The organism is uncultured Fluviicola sp. (genome assembly GCF_902168135.1).
In the GTDB taxonomy this organism is placed as follows: domain Bacteria; phylum Bacteroidota; class Bacteroidia; order Flavobacteriales_D; family Crocinitomicaceae; genus Fluviicola.
In genome coordinates, this window is the sequence record NZ_CABHOL010000048.1 from 31,277 (window position 1) to 54,118 (window position 22,842).

The 22,842-nt window shown below is 40.6% G+C and carries 15 protein-coding genes; 6 read left to right on the forward strand and 9 right to left on the reverse strand.

The window, feature by feature from the left end; genetic code table 11:
* Positions 1-18: 18 nt before the first annotated feature.
* From QZT69_RS16060 to QZT69_RS16090, 7 genes are all read right to left on the reverse strand, one after another.
* Positions 19-3,072: a type I restriction endonuclease subunit R gene (locus tag QZT69_RS16060; protein ID WP_294677160.1), complete on the reverse strand. Its 3,054-nt coding sequence runs from the start codon at positions 3,070-3,072 to the stop codon at positions 19-21.
* The gene (locus QZT69_RS16065) at positions 3,069-5,105 is read right to left on the reverse strand and encodes a DUF262 domain-containing protein (protein WP_294677161.1); all 2,037 of its coding nucleotides are present in this window, start codon (positions 5,103-5,105) and stop codon (positions 3,069-3,071) included. The genes QZT69_RS16060 and QZT69_RS16065 overlap by 4 nt, the downstream gene beginning before the upstream one ends.
* Positions 5,095-6,513, reverse strand: a complete 1,419-nt coding sequence (locus QZT69_RS16070) for a DUF262 domain-containing protein (protein WP_294677162.1) — start codon at positions 6,511-6,513, stop codon at positions 5,095-5,097. Before QZT69_RS16070 ends, QZT69_RS16065 begins: the two co-directional genes overlap by 11 nt.
* Positions 6,514-6,525: 12 nt before the next feature.
* Positions 6,526-7,776 carry a restriction endonuclease subunit S gene (locus QZT69_RS16075; protein WP_294677163.1) on the reverse strand — a complete coding sequence of 417 codons (1,251 nt, stop codon included), beginning with the start codon at positions 7,774-7,776 and terminating at the stop codon, positions 6,526-6,528.
* Positions 7,770-10,208, reverse strand: coding sequence for a type I restriction-modification system subunit M (locus QZT69_RS16080; RefSeq protein WP_294677164.1), 2,439 nt, complete (start codon positions 10,206-10,208; stop codon positions 7,770-7,772). The genes QZT69_RS16075 and QZT69_RS16080 overlap by 7 nt, the downstream gene beginning before the upstream one ends.
* An 86-nt stretch (positions 10,209-10,294) precedes the next feature.
* The gene (locus tag QZT69_RS16085; RefSeq protein WP_294677165.1) at positions 10,295-10,663 is read right to left on the reverse strand and encodes a hypothetical protein; all 369 of its coding nucleotides are present in this window, start codon (positions 10,661-10,663) and stop codon (positions 10,295-10,297) included.
* A gap of 85 nt (positions 10,664-10,748) precedes the next feature.
* Positions 10,749-11,270, reverse strand: coding sequence for a hypothetical protein (locus QZT69_RS16090; protein WP_294677166.1), 522 nt, complete (start codon positions 11,268-11,270; stop codon positions 10,749-10,751).
* Positions 11,271-12,636: 1,366 nt separating this feature from the next.
* On the opposite strand from QZT69_RS16090, the gene QZT69_RS16095 reads away from it, so the two are divergent.
* Both QZT69_RS16095 and QZT69_RS16100 read left to right on the forward strand, forming a co-directional pair.
* On the forward strand, positions 12,637-13,311 hold the full coding sequence (locus QZT69_RS16095) for a hypothetical protein (protein ID WP_294677167.1): 675 nt from the start codon (positions 12,637-12,639) through the stop codon (positions 13,309-13,311).
* Between the two features lie 710 nt (positions 13,312-14,021).
* Positions 14,022-14,957, forward strand: coding sequence for a hypothetical protein (locus QZT69_RS16100; RefSeq protein WP_294677168.1), 936 nt, complete (start codon positions 14,022-14,024; stop codon positions 14,955-14,957).
* A 122-nt stretch (positions 14,958-15,079) separates the two neighbouring features.
* On the opposite strand, the gene QZT69_RS16105 is transcribed toward QZT69_RS16100, so the two are convergent.
* On the reverse strand, positions 15,080-15,568 hold the full coding sequence (locus tag QZT69_RS16105) for a hypothetical protein (RefSeq protein ID WP_294677169.1): 489 nt from the start codon (positions 15,566-15,568) through the stop codon (positions 15,080-15,082).
* A 104-nt stretch (positions 15,569-15,672) separates the two neighbouring features.
* Here QZT69_RS16105 and QZT69_RS16110 point away from each other — a divergent pair, with 104 nt between their 5' ends.
* From QZT69_RS16110 to QZT69_RS16125, 4 genes are all read left to right on the forward strand, one after another.
* Complete coding sequence (locus QZT69_RS16110; protein ID WP_294677170.1) at positions 15,673-16,434, forward strand: hypothetical protein; 762 nt, start codon at positions 15,673-15,675, stop codon at positions 16,432-16,434.
* Between the two features lie 23 nt (positions 16,435-16,457).
* Positions 16,458-16,961 carry a hypothetical protein gene (locus tag QZT69_RS16115; protein ID WP_294677171.1) on the forward strand — a complete coding sequence of 168 codons (504 nt, stop codon included), beginning with the start codon at positions 16,458-16,460 and terminating at the stop codon, positions 16,959-16,961.
* 88 nt (positions 16,962-17,049) lie between these two features.
* Positions 17,050-18,786, forward strand: a complete 1,737-nt coding sequence (locus tag QZT69_RS16120; protein WP_294677172.1) for a T9SS type A sorting domain-containing protein — start codon at positions 17,050-17,052, stop codon at positions 18,784-18,786.
* A 127-nt stretch (positions 18,787-18,913) separates the two neighbouring features.
* A complete protein-coding gene (locus tag QZT69_RS16125; protein WP_294677173.1) occupies positions 18,914-20,629 on the forward strand; it encodes a T9SS type A sorting domain-containing protein in 1,716 nt (571 codons plus the stop codon).
* Between the two features lie 534 nt (positions 20,630-21,163).
* Here the strand turns inward: QZT69_RS16125 and QZT69_RS16130 are convergent.
* Positions 21,164-22,768 (reverse strand): fumarate hydratase, encoded by a 1,605-nt coding sequence (locus QZT69_RS16130; protein ID WP_294677176.1) that lies wholly within the window; start codon positions 22,766-22,768, stop codon positions 21,164-21,166.
* Between the last annotated feature and the right edge of the window lie 74 nt (positions 22,769-22,842).

Consider the following 22,842-nt stretch of genomic DNA (forward strand, 5'->3'; position numbering starts at 1 on the left):
TCAAAATATGTTTTTCCACTAATAGTCGTCTTTGTGGGATTCTATTACTTTGTAAATTTCCTCTACCTTTTTTGCATCTGGAATAACCTCATAAATTGCTTTCTTAACCAAGTTCCGCTTAGCCAGATTTTCCCGGAAGCCATCCTGTTTAGCGTATTGAATTGCAACATCACATGCTATTGTTAATTCTTCATTATCATCAAGTGTATGATAAAGAGCAACCTTACCTTTTGTATTTATGGAATTTGGAACATCATCCTTTTTCCCTCGATTCACCTGGCGAATTAGTTCCGCCATTTCTTTTAGATATTGCTGGTAGGAAACGATTTCAGATTTACGTCGTTCGATCAATTCCTGAAGCAAAACAGACATTTGATCAAAATACTTCGGATCAAGCAAGTGCTCTTCAACTATTTTACTTCTGACATTATTTTCAATAACTTCTGCTACCGCATCTCTATTTGCCCTTATTTCTTTTGGGAGCGAATCAATGGCTTTCTGCATGTTTGTCTCCAGCAGATCAAGCAGCGAAATATCTTCAAATGGGGTGATCGTTTCAGACTCTTCTGCCCGTATGTATGTATCAATAAGAAAACGCATATCTGCTTCGTAAGCTTTTAAATTAATCGTTTCACCACTTGCAATTCGAATAATTTCACGCAGATTTAGATAATCTTCCATTTTCTGATGAAAGTTCTTTATCTCTTTGTCCGTATAACTTGTTTCGGCGAAATCTGCTTTCAACCCGGTGTAAGCGCGAATGTATTCTACGATAGCTTTGTACAATGCCATCCGTTTGTATTCATTCGATTTTAAATCGTCCGGATTTTCTGTATTACCACAGAAGTATTGGATGTATTGTAAATCCGTTCTTGGATTCTCAACATTTTGACAAATGCTTTCCACGGTTTCCAGCGCTGTTTCTAACCTGTCAATTGCAATTTTGAGTCTGTTTTTCAATTGAACTTCAACCTCCGATTTCGAAAAGCCTTCACAATCCAATTCAGAAGTATAAACATTGATTGCATCGGTAACATTTCCAAATAACTCCATGTAGTCAATAATATAACCGTAGTCTTTGTCATCTGTATCCAAACGGTTTACGCGGCAAATTGCCTGGAACAATGTATGGTCCTGCATCTTTTTATCAATGTAGATATAAGAACAAGGTGGCGAATCAAAACCCGTTAGCAGTTTAGAAACGACAATAAGCAACTTCATCCGTGCAGGTTCTTTTCTGAATTGCTCCTTGGAATAACTTTCATAGGTTTCCGTGGCAGATTTCCCTCCTTTAACACCAACGTTTTTCAAAAGTTCAGTATAGGTGTTATAAATAAACTGACGATCGGTCTCACTATCCGTTCCAGTATCTTCCAAAGAAACATCACTTGCATTCGGATTGTAAGATGTGATAACTGCACATTTATTTTTCAATTCAGTATTGAGAAATAAACTATAATATTTACAGGCTTCATATATGTTTGATGCCACCAAAATAGCATTTCCCATTTGCGATTTTAAACGCGGTTTAACTGAAAAATCCATCAGGATATCGGACACAATTTTTTCCATCCGACTTTTAGAACTGAGGACATTTTGCATCGTACCCCATTTCTTTTTTAATTCGTTTTTCTGGAATTCATTTAATCCAGCTGTTTTGGCTTCAAACCATTGATCAACTTTGGTTTGAGAAGTCAGGTTTTGTTCAATAGAGCGTCCTTCATACATTAAGTCTTTTACAACCCCATCTTCAACCGCTTCGTTGAATTTGTAAGTATGAATATATCGTCCGAAAACATCCATAGTTGTTTTCTTATCTTGTTTCAAGAGCGGGGTTCCCGTGAATCCAATAAATACCGCATTGTGCAACACAGCTTTCATTACCTGGTTCAACTTACCTCCTTGTGTGCGGTGACATTCATCTATGAATACAAAAATCTCTCCTTGCGTTTTCACCGGATTGCTTTGCAACTCGGCAATAAATGAATCAAAATCAGTCTCCTGTTTATTACCAAACTTATGAATAAGGGAGCAAACCAAACGTGGTCTAGACGAGGTTAAAAACTGCATCAATTCTTTTCCTGAACGAGTTCTTGCTACATCTGTTTCACCTACATCTTTGAATACACGTTCTATCTGATCGTCGAGTTCTGTGCGGTCAGTTAAAATGACTACACGTGAATTCGGAACATTCTCCAAAATCCATTTCCCTAACATCACCATCAAAAGTGATTTTCCGGAACCTTGTGTATGCCAGATAATCCCCCCTTCTTTTCTTCGAACAAATTTCTGAGCCTCCTTAAGTCCAAAATACTGATGAGGACGTGGAAGCTTCTTTAATCCTGCATCGAAGACTACACCATCGTGAATCAGATCAATCAAACGATCCTTTCCACACAGTTTCTTAAGATACTTATCCAGTTTGTAACCGGAATTATCATCTTCATCTTCTTTCCAGGGAAGATAATACTTCGCCTGGGTTTCAATGGTTCCATATCTCAACCCTTGGGTATTGTTCCCGGCCATCAGTAATTGAACAGTGGTATAAAACCATTCATTAAACATCTCCTTTTGGTTGGAAATGCATTGATTGATACTTTCTGATAAATCTGTAGTACCACGTTTCAATTCCAATACTCCGATAGCAATGCCGTTGATGTACAATACAATATCTGGACGTCGGTTATTTTCTCCTTTGGTCAGGGTTACTTCTTCTGCAATACCAAATTCGTTCTTCTCAAAGTTATTCCAGTCAATCGGGAAAATTGTCTCAAACTGCTCTCCCAGTTCCGGTCGCGCTTTTACTCCGTAACGCAGTAACGAGTACATGTTCTTATTACGCTCATACAAATTACCCGTTGTTGCCATAGCGAGATCATAAGTCTCCTTCACAGCTTTTTCTGCAAGTACTTCGGAGTAACCCCTGCTAATCAAATTCTTTTTCAGAATAAATACTTCAACATTATAGTTTTGTAGGCGTGTTTCCCAGTTACCATAATAAGTGTAACCAAGTTCTTCCACAAAGAGCTTAATGATACGATTCTGGGTTTCGCGTTCTATAGGGTTGATCATAATAAACTTTGTTTTAAAAGTTCAACGATAGATTGATTATGCACTTTGATTTCATCAACAGACCAAGATTTGTCAAACTTCATCATTTCCATTTGCTTAATACTGTCTTTTGACTGCGATTTTGTATAATGTTCTCTTTTTGACATCGGTAAATAGTTACTAAGCTTTGAATTATTGCTATGAGATATCAAACACAAATTGCCAATGCAATTTAATACAGAATCATCCTCAATTCTATCTCCACTAATCGGATTTTGAGGGTAATAATGTTCGACCGAACTCCTAAATGAAAACTCGAACTCTTTGTATTCCTCTTTATTAATTTGCCACAAAAGATAATCAATGTAATTGAAAACAAGATTATTTCTAATTTGCCCGTAACTTAAGAGATCCAAATTAAAAGATTCATTCTTCTCTTCAAGATTATCATACAACAGTTCATCATAACTCAATTCTTGTTCTCCATTCAAAAATCTATATTTCAAAAATTTAATTGCAACTGACCTCAAAAAATCAGCATAGTTTTCGAAATGAACATTTTCAGGATTTTCCAAACCTTTTTTATTTGCATGGAAGCTATATACTTCATTGAGAAACTTTAACGCCTCAAACAACCAATATTTATAGACTTGTGTTGGTATAGAAACATGGAACATCGAGAGCAGCAGAATAAGCTCATCATTCTTATTCTTATCTGAATAAAGGTTGACATAATTATATGACTCTTTATCCCGAACGTTCTCTACCTTCGGATAAAATTTCAGTACTTCCAGACTCCAGAAATCCTCTCCAACCAAATATTTTCTTTTAATAACATACTGATCCAACAAGAATTTATTCTTTAATAACTGATAGGCGAATTCCTTAACGAACTGCTCTTTATCCTTTGCTTTCTCCAGAGTTATCTTGAAAAAACTCAACAATCTTTTATCATCCAAACTAACAGAAAAATCAGGATTGGTCAATTTTAAAGTGTGGAGAAGAAAATTCTCGAAATTAATAATCGGCTGATATTGTTTAGAATCTGATTCATTAATGATGTTTTCGTCTTGCAATTGTTCAATCTTCTTTGTCAAAACGGATAAATCTTTCGTGTTTACAATATCAGAAAACGATATTCCTTCATTCTCAGTTTTAAAAACTGATGAACTACTATCCATCAGTTGAAACATTTGTTCACTTGATTCGGGTACAAACTGAAACCAACGATCTCCGAAAAGTTTCATTCGCAACTCTTTAGGAAACAGTAATTGGACATATGTATCCATTTGTGAACAGGCTTCCCAGATCATGTTGAATTGTCTTCTAATCACTTTTGCGTTAGAACAGTTATTTAATTCCTTCATCATTCGGGACTTAAGAATCTCATGCTTCTCTAACTGTTCCCCTCTGGAATTCATTATTTCAAAATAATGATTCAAATCAGTGTCTAGAGGAACTTGAACCCTAACAATTATGACCTTATGAAATAAGTAATTTAAAAACCCTTCAAAGGTTTTGCTCTTCCAACTTACTTCTTTCCTAATTGAAGAAAATTGTTCTTCTAACTGTTTTAGCTGATTATACAGAACTCTGTTTCCAGCAATAATATTGTCGTTAAAGTCCGTAAAGTTGGGTTTGTCAGAACCATTATTAAAAACAAACTCTATTGTTTTCTCTGAAATCGGTCGTGATTCAAAGTGAATAATTGTTTTGGATAGGAAATCATTCACCGATTCTGGAATTTTGTTTTCCATCGCCAATGCTTTTAGAGCGCAGATTAATAAATTAAATGTTGTTAGTCTCTGTTGCCCGTCAATAGTCTCATACAAAGGTTCCTTGCTTTCTAAACGACGGTTAACCACCAATGTCCCTATATAATACTGCTTGTCTTCTTCCTCAATGTAATAATCTTTGATATCTTCAATAAGCTGAATAATCTGTTTATCCTCCCATTCGTAATTACGCTGATATATTGGAATTAGGTACTTATCACTTCCTGTAAACAGCTCCTTAATCGTTAAGTTCTTTATATCCTGATTATTAGTTTGCATAATAATTATTGCTTTTAAAAAAAGTAACGATTCGTTGATCTATTCTTCTTGAACCCTCTTTCGAGAAATCTTCTATTTGCTGATAACCTGGCAATTGCAACACTGGTGCTTTGATCACTTCCTTCGGTTGAATCGCATTTTTGATAATCAGAAAAAGATTGTTCTTAATGACATAATTATCAACAGAGTCGAAACCCAAACGTTGATATTCAAACCGCAAATAATAACACCAAACAAAGGCTTTCTCAATAAACTCCTGCAACTCATTCTCACCAAACTTATCAATGTAATAAATAGTCACGCATTCAAACAAATCTTTCAGGTAACTTTCTCCCTCACGGTAACTATATTGATTGCGATAAACATATTTTACCAACAATTCCGTAGAAGTACAATCACTATCTAAACTACCAATGGGTTTTAGGAATTTTTCTTTGAATCGTTCATTAATCCCCAAATAATAATCGATATATTCAAAAAAGCGTCTCCCATTAATCATCAACTGGTCAATTTGAAAGGGAAAACTCATGTATTGTCTATCAATTTTCCGTTCAACATTCTCATTGTAATTATCTACCAGGTGATGCGCAATTTGCATTGCTTTTACGTATGGAAAACTTTCAATTTTATCTATGCTAATGCCTTTAAAAAGATCAATATGTTGTTTACCGAAATATCTGGAAGAACGACTATTGCTCCAACCTTTAATTCTAAATAAATAATCTGAAAAAAGTGCTGCCAATTTACTTGAAGTATACTTTTCCCAATGATCTACGATTCGCGTTTGTGCATCCCTATCAGAACTATCAAACTCTCTTAAGTGATAAGCTTTTAATAAATCATGGGGATACAAATCTTTCCCTCTGGAATTCTGTGAATCAAAGAACTGAAAGGCCTCAGTTTCATCCGTAATAAAGAAAACAACCACCTGAAATTTCAATACAAAGTTCGTAATGGTTTCATCATCGAAATTTTGGATGGATCTTTTAATAAGCTGATAATTCTCGTTAATGGTTTGAATGCTTGTTTTATTGGTGTACTCAATAGCTATTGCATCCAGTTTAATTTTTAAATCTTGCAGCAAATTTCTAGTATTCCCCTGGTATCTGGAGTTATCTTTTGTTTGCTGACATAATGCATAAATGAGTAATCGCAAGGTGGTATAACGTTGCTGACCATCTACAATATCGTGGTAAGTTGTATGAACATCATCTTCTATTAACGAATTTTCATGAATAACGATTGTTCCAAAACGATAATGCGATTTCTTGCGAAAACTGTGAATGTCATCTATTAACTGTACTACATTTTTTGAATTCCATTTGTATGGTCTTTGGTACTCAGGAATTCTGATCTTCTTCAGACTGATGAATTCTTGTATGGAATAGATTTCGGCTCGGTTATTCATGAATGTGTTTGTTTAGATAAATCTTGTCCTTCCTGTCAACAACTCCTGCATCATGCCCTGCTTTATTTGCCGGGCTTTTGCCAATTGATTATCTAATGTTTCCAGCTCTATATCCATGTCTGACAAAATGGTGGCGATGCGGGTTTGTTCTTCGAGGGATTTTGGAATCATAATTTTAATATTCCCCAAATTTCCTCTTGAAATTCTTTTATGAGTAGTTCCTCCAACCTGTTCTAAAACTTGTTTAAACCATTCATCTGTAGAAAGCAGATATAATAAAACCCTTCTATCAAAGACATTAACATCAGGTCTGTAAATTGTTACATCAACAGAAGTTACACTTTTCCTATCTTCAGTTTTAGGAAAAATACAAACTCTTCCAGCAGGTTCTGCTAAACGGCAAATCAATAAATCTCCTTCTAATATTTCCTTGCACTTTAAATCAACAAAGGATTTTTCAGAAATGTATTTTTTATTGCTCTTATTTAAAAATTTACCAACTCCAATATTTCCAGTTTGAATTAATCTTATCCCTTCTTCTTTTATGTGAATAGCTTCAACCCAATCTCCGTCATTAAATAAATCTCTTTTTTTCTCAGCTATTTCAAAAATTGTTTTTTCCTCCCAATCATCTTTCGGAGTTAACAACTTCTGCATTGCACCTTGTTTGATCAGACGTTTTTTATTAACGAGTTTTTCCAGACTTTCGATCCAAGTATCCGTGTCACTCAACGCTTCCGCTATAAATTCTTGTTCTGGCAAGGGGGGGAGAGGAATTTGAAAACCTTTAATTTCATTAGAATTAATTCCTGGTTGTCCACTTCTCATTGAATTAGAAATAATCCAATTTTTGTAATATGTTGTTTGAGTATTGTAGAAAACGAATTTTGAACTTGCTTCCTCAGTATTAATTTTTAGTCGAATTAAGAAGCCTGCAAATACTAATCTGCCATCATATTCCTTATACAAATATGTTTTTCCTACACTCGCACCTGTTCTTGCAAATACAATTTCATCCTTATTCAAATAATATTTTTCAGAATTTATATTATTCACTGATGATAAATTTTTTTTAATAAAATTCCCTTCATCATCAATATCTGTAATTCTCAAATAAGTTGGCAAAGCATCATTGTATTTCACAGCTGAGGCATTTATTCCATAATCAGGATTTGACAACAAAATATCTCCTAAACTCATCACCTCCCAATCCTCAGGCAACAAACCAATCTCTGTTTGCTTCATTGTCGTTTCCTTCACCATACCAATCCCATTTTCTCCAGATGGAGTTTTACTTTTTGAGAAGCCTCATTCACTTCTGTTTCTAAAGCTGAAAGGGGATTTTCATACCGATCTGCCAGTTGCTTAATTCGTTGGGTCAAATTTTGGCTCAACTTCTCCTGCTCATTATTCAAAGCTTGTTGTAATACGAATGTCCATTTATGGTTAATGACCAAGTCTTTTATTTCAGCTTCGCTTAATAAGGGATACTGTGCAACAATTTTCGCTTCCAGATTCTCTTTGGCAATTTTAATCAGCTTATTAATACCAGCCAAAGCTTCATGCGTATCGATATAATTTTTAATGTATTTTAATTCTTCTTTGGGTGCTTTATCTGCTTTACGTGTTTTGTAAAGGTCTTTTACGTTTTTCAAATTGATCTTTTCCAAATCACTGAAAATGCCTTCTTCTCCGCTGTTCTCTTCTTCCATTTCAGTAAGAGCTTCCTGGGTTAGGTTCAACTGATTTTCCAACTCTTGTAAAGCATCATACTGTTCTTTAAAGAAATAGTTAATCAACATTGTCGGTGTTATCATTCTGCCTTCAATTCCAACCAAACCGGAAATGTCTTTATCCGCACTCGTTTTGCCATCTTTCCCTTTCTTACCTTTGATCACCAAACGTGTGAATTCATTTCCTGCTTTCCAGCCATCCATTGCAATGCTGTAAAAATCATCCTGCATTGTTTCTCCCCAGTATGCCATAAGATGTTGATACATGGCATATTTATTAACCAGTACATTATTCTCAAAATGATCTAGTAAGGATTGAGAAATGCTGTCAATATGCTCTTTCACCGCAAAACCCTCTTTCAAATTATTCCAGTTGTTTTGCTGTAGGTGTAACCATTTATCAAATTCAGTATGCATAGCAGCATTGAAATTCACAAATTCCGGATGATTGAAAATAGTAGATTTAATGGTTTCGGAAGATACCTTTAGTTCAAAATACCCCGTTCTTGCCGTACTAAACAATTCAGCTTTCAGTGCTGGAAACAAATCCCAATAAGCCTGTAAAGAATCTATATCTTTCTGTGGTATTCCACCCAGTAAATGACCACTAAGATCCTGAATATCTTCGGCCTCTTGTGTATCAATATAGCGTGGTATATTAAGATTGTAATCGTTTTTCTCATCACTGATTTCAGAAATGGAAACCATGCGGCTGAATTTTGGAACCTCTGCAAAAGCATCAAATACATCCGTAATCTTGCGAATATCTTGCTCACGCAGACGATTCTTGTTACCGTCTTTGACAAATCCCTTGCTGGCATCTATCATAAAAATGCCTTTACGCTGTTCCGCATTTTCTTTATCAAGCACAAGGATACATGCCGGAATTCCTGTTCCATAAAACAAATTGGCAGGTAAACCTATAATTGCTTTAATGTAACCCTTCTTCAGAATGTTCTTACGGATTTCGCCTTCCGCATTACCTCGAAACAAAACACCGTGTGGCAATACAACTGCACCTTTTCCTTTCGACTTCAGTGATTGAAGTATGTGTAACAGGAATGCATAATCCCCATTCTTCTCAGGAGGAACTCCCAAAGCGAAACGATTGTATTCATCACTTTCAATATTTACACCATTACTCCAGCTTTTCAATGAAAATGGTGGATTAGCAACTACGTAATCAAACTTTTTCAGACTTCCATCAGCCTCCTTATAGTACGGTCGTGACAAGGTATTATCTGCATAAATTGTCGCCGTTTCAGCCCCATGCAGAATCATGTTCATGTGTGCCAGATTGGCTGTGGTAGTTTCTTTTTCCTGTCCGTAAAGGTCAATGTTCTTTCCCGCTTCGTTCATCACCTTAAGCAGCAATGACCCAGAACCACATGTGGGATCATAAGCAGTCGTTTGACGAGAAGAATTCTTCTCATTGATACCAATCACTTTTGCCAATATGCGAGAAACTTCTGCTGGTGTATAAAATTGTCCTTTGGATTTCCCTGATTCGGTTGCAAAATGACGCATGAGGTATTCATACGCATCGCCTAAGATATCATCACCTTCTGCAGAATTGCCGGAAAAATCAAGGCTCGGATCATTAAAGATCAGAACCAAATTGGAAACAGTATCAATCAGGTCCTTCCCTTTTCCAAGTTTCGATTCATCGTTGAAATCCGGAAATTCGTTTAGTTTATTTGCTTCCTTAATTGGATTTAGAATTTGCTTGTTGATCTTATCGCCAATTTCATCATTCCCGATAAGATTAACCATATCATCAAAACTAGCACCTTCTGGAACTGTTATCGCAGAATAAGGATTTCCCTTGTACTTGTCGGAAACATACTTTACAAATAGCAAAGTCAGCACATAATCTTTGTATTGAGACGCGTCCATTCCACCGCGTAATTCGTCGCAACTTGCCCAAAGAGAGCTATATAATTCAGATTTTTTTATGGCCATGTGGTAATTCCCAAAATTAAAGCGTTAAAGATAGAAAAAAGCGCCTTTGAGGATAAGTAAAACTTATCTCTTTTAATTCCTATCAATCACTCCTCCCCATCCAAAACCTCATTCATCATAAAAATATAGCTGTTTCTTCTGAGCATCATCGTGGTCAATTTATAGATCACTAAAAAGAGGAGTGCTACAGTCATAACCGGAAAGGCCTGTTCACCGGAATCCACCGCTTTCAAATGAGCAAGCTCTTTGAATAGTTTGATAAATGATTCATCGTCTTTTGGGACAGGTGGGTTTTCATACGAAAGGTACATGTAAACACTAATCCCCGCCAGGACAAAAAATCCCGCCAAACTGGTATACCTGACCAGTAACATAAACAAAGAATTTCCGATAGCGCTGGGCTGGTACTTTCGCAGGCCCCGGATACGCGCAAGAGTTTGTTGAGGTGTTTCCATACAGTGAATAGTTTAATAGTAGGAAACAAGTTTACAGAAAAAGAATGAGAAAAAGTAAAACCTTTTGAAAAGCGAACTATTTCCCCTAAAACACCCGCTCCGGCATTTCCCTCTTCAACCTTCTTCGAATATCCATCGGAAATTCATCGGTCTCTTTCACGCGCTTGGGAAAAAGCGTATCGAGGTACTGGTAGAAATTGCTTAGTCCGTCCGCTTTGATGAAATAGGCAGCCGTTCGGCCGTTGCGGAAATAATAGGCTGTACCGCCTTTGAAACTATGGCGATACACCTCCGTCCATTCATCGGGTCGGATCCGTATGAGTTGGGTCCTCTTCCGGAAGAAGAAACTGAATTTACGGAGCGGCCTCAGGAATACCAATTCTCCATCCAGGTAATAGACTCGGATGTAAGTATTGACCGCGATCTCAAAGACGAGATACCAAATAATGAGGCCCACGATAAGCGAACCATAATATGCAGGATTCCGGATGACGTTATAAATAAACATTCCGCCAAACGCCAGAAAAAGCATTGAATTAAAGGTCATGGTAAATGCATTACTCCACGTTCGCTCCTGACCATCGGTGATAAAGTCCGGTTTTTCCATACGCTAAAAATACTCAAATAAGATTTTGAATCCATTTTAACTAATGACGAGTGTTTTTTGAAAATTAAAGATTTAACCTTTTTGGCGGATCGATACCAGTTGCCAAAACACACAATTACACGACCTGTAGGAATAGCACAGAATTTTCCAATCATTACCCGTCCTTCAGATCTATTGGAAGAAGCGACAGCCGGCCGATCTGCTATCAATCCCGAAAAGTGCTAATCCTGTAGTGTTTGCAAAACAACTACAGGATTGCATTTTGGATCCTGATCCCGCCTTTTCGTGGATTGATCAAGATCGGCAGGTTGGCTGAAAGCTGTAATTGTGCAAAGGCGTTTTTGCTACTTTTTGGGCCTGTACAAGAGGCCGCAAAGCGGGTGAAGACGAAACAGTGACAAACGTTAGTGCGAAAACTGTAAGGTAAGTAGGGAGACAAAGAGGATCGTTAGGAGATGTTGGAAATTTAAGCGGACAACACTGATTGCAAACCCTTCAACTACCCCATAAATTCCAACAAGCTCGCTTAATTAACCACAAGGCGCACCAGGCACACAAGGTTTATTTTCTATCATTAACAGGGATTACCAAAGAAGATGATCCCTTTTTAGTTATCCTCCGAAGCCAAAAACAAATCAACTTAGGGGATTTAAAAACCGGCCCTTATGCTGAAGATGTAGAAAATTTGTTTTTTGGAGCGTTGCCGAACCCCTGTTTGAACTCAGTCCTCGACTTTTTTGTAAAAAAAGACGCAAAGGACGTTTGTGAGTTGGGGTACAGGCAGTGCCGGAAAACTTAATTTTCAAGTCTTCGAATACAGGCCTAGACCTTTTTGTTACTTTTTGGGGCAATGCCAAAAAGTAAGATTGATCTGGCAGGTATGCTTTCTGCTGTTTACTAGTCAATCCCCCATACATTTCAATAACCCCGATAAACAAAAAAGCACTCCCACACAAACATCCCCCTTCTCACCTACCGCAATTCGAGAACCTACCCTATACAAACACTCACACCAACGTAAACAAACCCAAACATGAGGGCAAGCATCTCCCCGCAGCTGTGCTGCAACTGCACAACACACCCCAAACAAACCCGCAGACAACCCCATACAAACACAAAGTGCACCCCATACAAAGACAGAATACACCCTATACAAAGACAGAGTGCACCCTGTACAAAGCCGGAGCACATCCCAAACAAGTCCCTGAAAACAAAAAAAACAGGATAATTCAAACCGACACTTTGAAAAACCACGGGAGTGTTTCACTCAATAAAACGCCTGATTTAACGAGCGTTAACAACTGTCCCCCAGTGTTTTGGCACAATATTCCCGACTGGTATTACGATACTATAAAAAATAGAAGTCATGAACAAGTCAACATTGCACCACATGGCGATGTACCAGAATGTACTCGCGGTGGTAAAGGACCATCAAAGCAGCTGGAACGGGATTCCGGCAATTGTATCTGTAGTAAGTCAATTCGAAACCTTGCTAAATAACCTGGGAAGCCGCCTCACCGGACAAAACAGCATCACACAGGGAATCAGCGAAGAAAAACAGGTGTTCCTGGATCAACTGATCAAAGACATGAGCCTGCTCAAAAAAGGACTGTTCCTGTATGCCACACAGGCAAACGACCTGGCATTGCGTGCGCGCCACAAAGAGTCGCTGACTTTATTGAAACGAACTTCGGCAGACCGCTTGCAGGTTCTAAGTACGGTCTTGTTGGAAGACCTGGAAACATATGAAAGCTTCCTGCCCGATTTTGGGATTACAACTACGCAAATCCAGGCATTCCGCGACCATGCCGGACTTATCGAAGAACGCAAGAACAGTGTGAGGCAGGCCATCATTGAGCGCTCGCTGGAGACCAAATCCATCAAAGAACTCGAAAAGCAGCTCAACAAACTGCTCATCGAACAACTCGACCGCTTCATCAGCCTGTTCCAAAGCACCAACAATCCCTTCTACGTGACCTACAAGGCCGCGCGCAGGATTATCGGGAAAAGCGGCCCGGGTAGTACTAAGCCAGCAGTTTAACCACAACGGAGCGTGATGCCAAGGGTATAATTAACCACGAGGCGCACCAGGCACACGAAGTTTATTTTTATCATTAACAGGGATTATCCGTAAAAGGGTGATCCTTTTTTAGTTAAAATCTTCGAAGCATAAAACAATTCCTCTTAGAGGATCTCAATATGGCGCCTTAGTAAACGAGATCGGGTACCTGTGCAGGATATGACAGGAAAATTCACCTTCTGTTTGAGGCGGAACGCTGAGTTTAAGGTGAATTCTGTCATGACCTGCTAACAGGTCGATCGGTTTACCCGCGCCTAGACCTTACCTTACAACTTTCGCACTAACGCTTACGCAGTAGCTTGTGCCGCCGCTAAAGCTTTGGCGACATGCCGGTCAGCGAAGGCGCAACGTTTGTCGTTGTTTCGTCTTCAAAAGCTACGCTTTTTCTTAGCTCCACCTTTTTACGGCAATGGAAAAAAGGTGGAAACAATTAGAAGTCGAAGCACTAAAGCCGCACGAAGAATCATCGGGAAAAACGGCCCGGGCGCAACAAAGAACAAACCGGCAGGTACCTAGATAACCGTAGGTGCGCGATTAATCGCGCACCTACTTTCCAGCGCTTGCCAATCAAATCACCGCGAATATGAATTGCTGCTGAACTTTACTGCGCATTCCATTGAAAACACTGTAGCAGCAGTTACTTTTACCACGTATTAAAATTTACCTTCAACATGAAAAAAAATCTTTTTTACCTGCTTATCGGAGTATCTTTCCTGGCTGCTTCCTGCTCCAGAACTCCTGAAAACAAAGAAACAACATACACTTCCAACGTAAAAGGCTTCCTGAACGGGAAAAACAACGAAGAAGGAGAACCGGTATACAACATCATGTCCCTGGCTTCCGTGTCGGATGATTGGGATGGGAAAGAGGATTACAGCCCGAACAGCGGAGAGGAAAAACTGATCAAAATAGAAATTTCGGTTCAGTCAACCGATTCTAAAACCGACATCGGTATGCTTGAAACAAACATCGCATTGTTTGACGCAACGGCAAAGAAAACCTACAGTCCAATTGTTTCATTGAGCGCAGGGCCATCTTTCAAAGGCATGTCATCTACTTACCAAACAGGTTTTGCGGTTTACAGTGTTCCTCTTGACTCCAAATTGGAGAACCTGTACCTGGCTTCTTCTTCTGAGGCGGCAATCGACATGGACCTGAGCAAAGAGTCAACTAAAAACATGCTTCCTTTGAAGAAAATGGATGAGCAGAAAGAGAAAACAGTCGCATTGAACTCACAATTTAAAGTAGAAGATGGTATTTTTCAATTGACAAAAATATACACCATCAAAAGCATCACTTACAATGCAAACGACGAGAAAGTGAAAAAGTTCCGCACTTCAAGCCCTGAAAGCTCAAACATGAGCATTGTAAAAGTGGATATTGAAATCGAAAACACCTCAGCTTCCGCAGATGCCTGGATCTCCATGCCATGGTTGATCTCAGAATACGGAAACGAACTACCTGATTACAATTTCGGTGAGACTCCGTCCAACATCAAACCGGGGAAACACACATTCTCACTTTATTACCGCGTTTACGCAGGTGAAAAAATAATGAGCCTGAACGGAGAAAGCAAAGAAGGAGACGATTACAGCATAAAGCTTTAATTGCCCGGAATAACAAGTAATTTAGAGATGAAGACGATCGCGAAAACGGTCGTCTTTTTAGTTGTCCGAAACAATCCTGGTTCACCAACCCAAAAGGGCGATCCCTTTTATATGGAACAAACCTATTCCTGACCGGATCGCTTTCTCTTTTCAATCCACCACATCACCACGCCGCACAAAATAGAACCTGCAATTGTCATCCAGCCAACAAAGAGGATACTGAAAAAACTCAGAACTATTCCAAATGCGAACATTCCGAAAATACTTTCGGGTGCATCTCCGAAGGAATCCGTGCATCCGCCGAAACACCAGTAGCAAAGGTTCATGAAAATACCGGCGAATATCCACGTCAGGTAATGAGCAATGATTCCCACCAGTATTCCGAGGAAAATGATCCTGCCCGCCTCGATTTTTTCGTTCTTCATGGTTGCTTTCCAGAACAAAGCCCCGATACAAAACATCCCCAAAGGTGCCGCGAGCATTAGCACCTCGTATCCGTCACCAATTGCCTGGGTGAAAACATAAAAAGCAACGATCAATCCGACAAGCGCATTGAGTAATCCATACGTTACCGCTGGACTTAAACCGGAAAGGCGGCGGTTTAATTTCATGGAATTAAAGATAGGATAAAGCATCTGTAAAACAATGAATCAACCACTGGCATATCCTGTTAATGTGACGTTTTTTTTCGAAATTATCCCTTATTTTTGTTCGTATGAAAACAATCCTGACATCCATCCTTGTGCTGATCGCAGCGATCAGCTTCGCACAGGAACCACCGGAGAAATACCAGAAAATCTGGAATGATATCAATGAAGGTGATGGTTCTTATGCTCAAAAAGAGTTGAAAAAAATAATCAAAACCAACCCAAAAGATCCCTGGCCTTATTGGTTGATGGGCATTTCATTTAATCCCTACCAGGATCAGGAAGCCTCTGCTTACTACGAACAGGCAATTGCTGCAGATTCTACTTTTGCACCTGCTTACTATAACCTGGGAAGCTGTTTACAATCAGACTCCGTAAACTATCCAAGGGTTGAAAAACTATACAGCAAGGCTATTGAACTGGAGCCGAATGACAATCATCACTACATAGCAAGAGCCAGTCTTTACGAGGATTGGAAGAAATACGACCAGGCCATCAAAGACTGTAAAATAGCCAAATTGATCGAACCGGCTGATTGTTACTTCGCCAACAAGATCATTATCCAGTCGCTATACGCACAGGGAAAGATGGATGACCTGAGAATCTTCCTCAAATTGAATGATCCTAATGCCGGTGGTGGTCCGCCTGATGGAGAGTATCAGTTTTTCCTGGGGGGACTTTACGAAGGCTGGGGAGAACCCGAAAAAGCGTGCCCTTTTTACCAGCAAGCGGTAGAAGATACCGAATTTATGCTGGATATTGTAGATCCGGGAGTTTTAGACGAAGAACTGGAGCAATACCGGTCAAAAGTGAAAGCAATCTGTAAATAGATTCTATGATGAAACCAAAACCTATGATAACCGTCAGATTCGTAAAACGTTTCTTAGCGGTATTCTTTGGGTACATCATCCTGGTCTTCCTGTTACCAGCTGGCTTTGGAGGTATTCTATTCCATGGATTATTGATTACAGGAATCCTGGCAGTAGTTGTCTTGAAGCATGGTTTCCCGCAAACACAAGTCATTGTAGATGAAACAACCATTCACTTCAAAAGGGAATTTCCGAGCTGGTATTTTCTCAAAAACTATTACCTGCATGACTTGGTTATTTCCCACAAAGAGTGGAATAACTGGGTGAAAATAAGATTGTCAGACAGGGAAGGAAGTATTCAGAACTTCTACCTTTTCTTTATGGATGTAAAATTGTGCTTTGCCGCTGAAACAACCGAAAACAACGATTTGGAATTTTGGGTTCAGACGAAATTTCCTGAAAGATCCCTGCAAACAGCCAACAGTTTTAGAAAATACAGAGACAAATACGATACTCTGAAAGAAAAACAACGGATGAGGGTGTTTTAGGATGGATTCTGAGTTTATTCATCGGTCCGCAATGATTCGTTTTTACTACGGTTATTTTTTTCTTACCTTGCAATACAAATCCCTGTATATGAAACAGCTAGCCCTCACAACAAAATACCTTTTCCTTTTGATCATTCTGATCTCACAATCGGGGATGCTGTTCGCCCAAACTTCCGTACTGGAATGGGTACATGCCCTGGGCGGTCCGCAGAGCGACAATGGCCAGGCAGTTGCAACCGACAGCCAGAATAATGTCTATGTTACCGGAACTTTCTCCGGGACGGCTGATTTCGATCCGGGAACAGGAACGGCCTACATCAATTCGGGCGCAGGTTCGAACGTGTTTATCCAAAAGCTCAGTCCCGACGGAAATTTCATCTGGGCAAAGGTATTTCCGGCGGGAAGCAGCACCATTATCACTTCCATCACCATAGATCCTTCAGACCATGTGATTCTCGGGGGGCGTTTTACAGGAACGATGGTTTTTCCTACTGTCGACAGTACTTCTACCATCTCATCCCCGGGGCAGGCCGATGCTTATATCGTGAAATTGAATCCAGGCGGGCAATTCGTTTGGGCAAGATCTTTTGGAAATCCGAATGACACTGACGGCGATCCCGACCTGATCCAGGCACTGAAAACGGATGCTTCCGGGAACATTTATTCCACCGGGCATTTTTACGGAGCCGCTGATTTTGACCCGAGCAACATGGGAGCAGTGATTGTAACTGCAACTGGTTCCAACAAGGATATTTTCATCCAGAAATTAAGTCCAGGAGGTGATTTTATTTGGGTAGAGAAAATCGGGGGCGGTGATACGGAGGAATCCGTTTCTATGAGCATCAATCAAAACACCCTTTTGCTAACCGGCTGGTTCCGGCAAACCGTCGATTTCGACCCTTCCGCTTCCATTACTTCACTGAGCTCACAGGGATATGCTGATATTTTTCTCTTATCCCTGACAACGGATGGAGATTTCAACCAGGTCAATCAATTCGGCTCAGTATTCAACGATAAAGGCGTGGATTTAACTACAGATCCGAACGGTGCGATTTACCTGACCGGCATTTTCGATGCCGAAATTGATCTGGATCCGGGAACAGGAACCAACTACGTTACTCCAGCCGGCGGAACGGACTTTTTCATTCTGAAACTGACTCCTTCTGCGGATTTTTCCTGGGCGAAAACCTTTCCCGGAACTTATTACAAATACAGCCAATCCATGGCATACCATCCCGATAACGGAATCGTGGTAACCGGCATTTTCGGTGACTCGGTATATTTCGATCCGGGAAACCCGGCCGGAAGTTTCTCCTCCATATTAGAGGACATATTCCTGGTTTACCTGGACCAGGACGGGAATTACATCTGGGCGGGAACTTACGGGCATCAGGGAGTCCTGGACCATGATTATGTGAGCGGGATTGCGGTAGATAACCTGGGCGGGATTTATTCCACCGGGCTGTTTGTCGGAGATGTGGATTTCGACTGCGGACCGGGAGTGGAGATACTTAGTCCTTCCGGCCCGAGTGATGTCTATATTCAAAAATTGAACGGAAGTATCCTGTCCCTTACTTCCCATTCCCCGGACGACTTCAAACTCTATCCGAATCCGGCGAGCCAGCAGCTTTTCATTTCAGCGGCGAGCTTAAACAACTGCCGGATTACCATTTACAATTCCCTTGGAATGATCGTATTGGAAAAGGAGTTATCCGGCACGGACTCTCAACTGGACATTCAAAACCTTTCACCGGGAAGTTATGTGGTGAACCTTACGAATGAATCCGGATCAAGACATCAGAAAATGGTAAAATCCATGGACTAAATCTCACCGGCTCGTAAACAACACATCCTGTCAGGCACAGTGTCCGCCCTGGAGTGAAATATTCCGACATGAACTGTTTTCACCTGTTTATTTGTATTTTTAGCTCTATCAATAAATCACTTACAATATGAAACACCTGAATCTGTTATTAACACTAACACTTTTAACAACGCTTTCTTTTGCCCAGACTCCCGAGTTTGAATGGGTACACACTTATGGAACTACGGAAAGTGAGTGGGGAAAAGCACTTGCTGTTGATAACCAAAATAATGTTTACGCAGCCGGTATGTTCGAGGGAACAATTGATTTTGACCCGGGTACCGGAGTTACAAACCTGTCTTCGGGAGGCGGGAGAAATATCTTCATCCAAAAACTGAATCCTGCCGGAGACCTCCTTTGGGCCAAAGTATTCCCTTCCGGAAGTTCATTCAATGTTACGGCAATAACGACCGATTATCAGAACAATGTGATCATTGCAGGATACTTTAACGGAAATTCCAGTTTCCCAACAGTTGACAGTACGTCTACTATCTCTAATCAAACCTCACAATCCGATGCTTTTATTGTTAAAATGAATGCAGCCGGGCAATTCCTTTGGGCAAGATCCTTTGGCAGCCCTACTGATTCAGGAATAGCCGGTGATCAGATTACAGGCATAAAAACAGATAACTCCGGAAATATTTATTCAACAGGCTATTATTACGGCACTGCGGATTTCGATCCGGGACCGGCAACTGCAAACCTCAGCAACTCTTCCGGAAACAGCGATATTTTCATCCAGAAACTGAATCCGCAGGGAAACTATGTTTGGGCAAAAAGAGTGGGAGGAAGCGGATATGACCAGGCAACTTCACTGGAAGTTTATCAAAACACAGTTCTGATCACCGGCTGGTTCCAGCTTGCGGTCGATTTTAATCCGGGACCTGCCACCAACCAGCTGATCGCCGGGGCATTATCTACCGATATGTTTCTCTTGTTTCTTACAACGGATGGTGATTTCAACCAGGTAAAACATTTCGACGGTCCGTACACGAATAAAGGGGTTGATGTAGCCACAACAACTACCGGCGAAATCTACCTCACCGGTACTTACAGTGACACTCTTGATTTGGATCCCGGAACAGGTACTTTTTTAATTTCCAGTGATATCACAAGCTTCTTCGTACTAAAACTAACGCCAACAGGGGATTTCATTTGGGGAAAAGGCTTTTCGGATGACGGTTTCAAATATTCCATTGCATTGGATGTGCTTCAACAGAAAGGAGTCGTCATTTCCGGTATGTTCAGCGATACGGTTGATTTTGATCCCGGGAATGGTATCAGTAACCTGGAAGCAATTGGAGAGGTGGATGTCTTCCTGCTTTACCTGGACGAAAATGGGGATTATGTTTGGGCGGGCTCTTATGGAAACACCTCACCCTTTTACAATGATCTGTTATGGGATATCGCTACTGACAACAGCGGAAGCATTTACTCCACCGGTTGGTATATCGAAACCGTAGATTTTGATTGTGGGTCGGGATTAGAGGAACGAACGTCCGTTTTATATGACGATATCTTCATCTTAAAAATGCATGCGGACCTGTTATCTGTAAGTGAGTATTCAATTCCTGATTTCAAACTCTACCCCAACCCATCGAGCGGGAATCTTTTTATTTCAGCCGAAAACCTGAATAACTGTAAGGTTGAGATCTATAGTTCCATGGGAACAACCGTATTGACAAAAGAATTGTCGGACACAGATAACCAACTGGAAGTTCAAAACCTTTCACCGGGAAGTTATGTGGTTCAATTGACAAACGAATACGGCTCAAAACGCCAAAACTTCGTGAAAATCGATTGATCAGGGGTATTTTACCACCAGGCACACGAAGTTCTTTTGCATTGACACAAAAGGATTATCCGTAATAGACGGATACTTTTTAAATCCTCCCCCTTTACCTTGCAGTTTCCGCACTGCCGCTTGTCACTGCTGCGTCTTCATCAGCCGCCGCTGATTCTCCCCCTCCGAAGGGGGAGATTGAAAATCACTCTTCGAAGTATAAAACAATTCCCCTTAGAGGATCTCAATATGGCGCATTGGTGAACAAGATCGGGCACCTGTGCAGTAAATGACAGTAAATTTCTCATATTGTTTGAGGCGTAGCTGAGTTTATGAGAAGAGCCAGCCATGGCTGGTGAAGACTGAAGCTAGCCAGTATGGCTTAAGCTGAATGAGTCATGACCTGCTAACAGGTCGATCGGTTTACTCGCGCCTAGACTACCTCACAACTTTCGCACTAACGTTTGTCGTTGTTTCGTCTTCAAAAGCTACGCTTTTTCTTAGCTCCACCTTTTTACGGCAATGGTAAAAAGGTGGAACCATATTTAGTTAGGACTACAAATTCGCGAAGAAATCATTCCCTTTATCATCCGTAATGATAAACGCCGGGAAATCCTTGATGGTAATCTTTCTCACAGCCTCCATTCCCATGTCTTCGAAATCGACCAGTTCCACGGAAAGGATGTTCTCTTTAGCTAAGATCGCCGCCGGACCACCAACAGATCCCAGGTAGAATCCGCCGTACTTCTGACACGCGTTGGTAACATCTTTTGAACGGTTTCCTTTTGCCAGCATGATCATACTTCCGCCCATGCTCTGGAACAAGTCCACGTAGGAATCCATACGGCCCGCCGTTGTAGGCCCGAAACTTCCGGACGGCATTCCTTCCGGTGTTTTCGCAGGACCGGCATAATATACCGGGTGGTTCTTAAAGTATTCCGGCATCGGCTGACCTGCATCCAGCATGTCTTTGATACGTGCATGCGCGGCATCGCGGGCAACAATCAGTGTTCCGTTCAGTTTCAAACGCGTTTTGATCGGGTATTTGGACAATTCAGCCAATACTTCTGCCATCGGACGATCCAAATCGATCGTTACAGGCGGCTCCAAATGCGGCGGAACTTCAGGCAGTAATCTGCGCGGGTTTTTCTCCAGTTGCTCTACGAACAATCCTTCTTTGGTAATCTTTGCTTTGATGTTTCTATCGGCAGAACAGGAAACTCCCAATCCAACCGGACAGGATGCAGCGTGGCGCGGTAAACGGATCACACGCACATCGTGCGTAAAGTATTTCCCTCCGAATTGCGCTCCGATCGTACTTTCCTGGCAGATCTTCTGAACGCGCTTTTCCCACTCCAGATCACGGAAAGCCTGGCCTCCCATGTTTCCTTCCGTCGGTAAATGGTCGTAATACCCTGCAGAAGCTTTTTTCACTGCTGCCAGGTTCGCCTCAGCAGAAGTTCCTCCTACTACGAATGCCAAATGGTAGGGCGGACAAGCAGAGGTTCCCAAATCTTTGATCTTTTCCTTGATAAACTCTTCCAAAGAAGCATCGTTGAGCAATGATTTCGTTTTTTGGTAAAGGAACGTTTTGTTTGCCGAGCCTCCACCCTTCGCTAAAAACAGGAATTCGTACTTCGCTCCCTGACTTGCATAAATATCAATTTGTGCCGGAAGATTGGAACCCGAGTTCTTCTCTTCAAACATATCCAAAGCCACAATTTGCGAATAACGCAGGTTGCGCTCCTGGTACGTGTTGTAAATTCCTTTGGAAAGGTATTCGGCATCATTTACACCGGTATACACATCCTCGCCTTTTTTACCAACCACAATAGCAGTTCCCGTATCCTGGCAGGAAGGAAGTTGTCCTTCCGCAGCAATCGTTGCGTTCTGCAACAAGTTGTAAGCCACAAAACGGTCGTTATCCGTAGCTTCCGGGTCGTCCAAAATAGCGCGCAGTTTCTCCAAATGGGAAGTTCGCAGGTAAAAAGAAACATCCGCCAATGCCTCCTGTGCTAAGAATTCCAATCCCTTCGGATCAATGTTCAATACTTCCCGGTTTCCGATCTTTTCAACAGTTACGAAATCAGAAGAAACTTTGCGGTATTCGGTCGTATCCTTTTGGATCGGGTACGGTTCCTGGTAAAAAAAGTCAGCCATTTTTATTTCTAGTTGTTCACGCGCAAAAGTAATGAAAAAGCGTTTTTCTATTCCCAAATGACTAATTCAGAATG